This is a genomic window from Moorena sp. SIO3H5 (genome assembly GCF_010692395.1).
In the GTDB taxonomy this organism is placed as follows: Bacteria; Cyanobacteriota; Cyanobacteriia; order Cyanobacteriales; family Coleofasciculaceae; genus Moorena.
Window position 1 is genome coordinate 1 of sequence record NZ_JAAHHS010000792.1, and the last position, 1188, is coordinate 1188.

Annotated in this window: 1 protein-coding gene; it reads left to right on the forward strand. The window is 40.9% G+C overall.

Translation table 11 applies throughout. The features are described 5' to 3' along the window. The first annotated feature begins 437 nt into the window (after positions 1-437). Positions 438-908 carry a hypothetical protein gene (locus F6K52_RS36565; protein WP_293090168.1) on the forward strand — a complete coding sequence of 157 codons (471 nt, stop codon included), beginning with the start codon at positions 438-440 and terminating at the stop codon, positions 906-908. Positions 909-1188: the final 280 nt, after the last annotated feature.

The following is a 1188-nucleotide window of genomic DNA, read 5'->3' on the forward strand; positions in this document are numbered from 1 at the left end:
AAATGGAAATGAAATTAGTGTTAGCAACTATTCTCAAGCAATATCAACTAGAATTAGCCAATAGTCGTCCGGTTAAACCCCAGCGCCGCGGTTTGGCTATTGAACCTGGGGGTGGAGTCAAAATGATCCTCAAGGGCGATCGCATTTCTTCCTTTTGATGGCAATAACTGCCTTTGTATAGCGCTACGCGTGCAAGTAATAAGTAATAAGTAATAAGTTTACTGTTCATGGGTTTGGGCGTTTAATAATGTCCGCGCCTTAACTTTGTAGTGATATATCGGGCAAGTTTTCCCTGATTTTTTCGCAGATAAAATCAAAGCGCCATAAGCTAAAATACTTATTGGCAGACATCAGATGTATTCTGTAGTTCTGTTTGGAATAGTCATCTATAACCCCAAAAGTTCCGATATCCATCTAATCAAAGAGGTGTTGAAATTATGTCTGATATAAAAACCGATGCAACGTTGTGGATGATGGATGAATTGTATGGGATCAAAGAACCACCACCGGATCAAGATTCTGAAGCATTTACAAAAGCTGTTCTGATTTGTTCAAAAGGAGACGGGACAATATCCCCCGAAGAAAGAGCTTGGTTTGTTGGATGTTCAGCAGCTTATCAGAATCCAAAAGGGTATGAACTCGCCAAAATTTATGCTGGAGATGATGGCTTACAGGAAGTTCTGGCGGGAAGTTCTAACGTTGCTAGTCGCAAAGGACGACTGATTATCATATACGTTGCGATTCAAGCATGTAGCGCTGATGCAGCATATCATCCAGGTGAGCAACAAAAGATTCGTCAAATGGCAGCACAATTGGGAATAGAAGAGAGTGTTGTTCAGGAAATTGAACAATTATGTATGGAAGAAGCACAAATGCGCAAAAAGCGTCTTGCTCTTTTATCTGATTAAAAAAGTCATACTAAGTTGCATTCAAAGATAGTACCCAGTCATTGGGACGTTCGCTCTTAGCGTTCCCGCAAGGTAGGAAGCAATCTCATTGACTCGAATTACCACGATAAAACGCAACTTGGTATCAGCAATAAATGGGATTAATAGTTAGTCGTTGGTGATACACCTACTGATTGTCAATTGATGGTTAAAGGAGTGGGAGCGTCTCGCTCCCTATTTTCAAGCAGGGAGCGAGACGCTCCCACTACAGAAGAAAAAATAAATGTAGGTTGGATTGAAC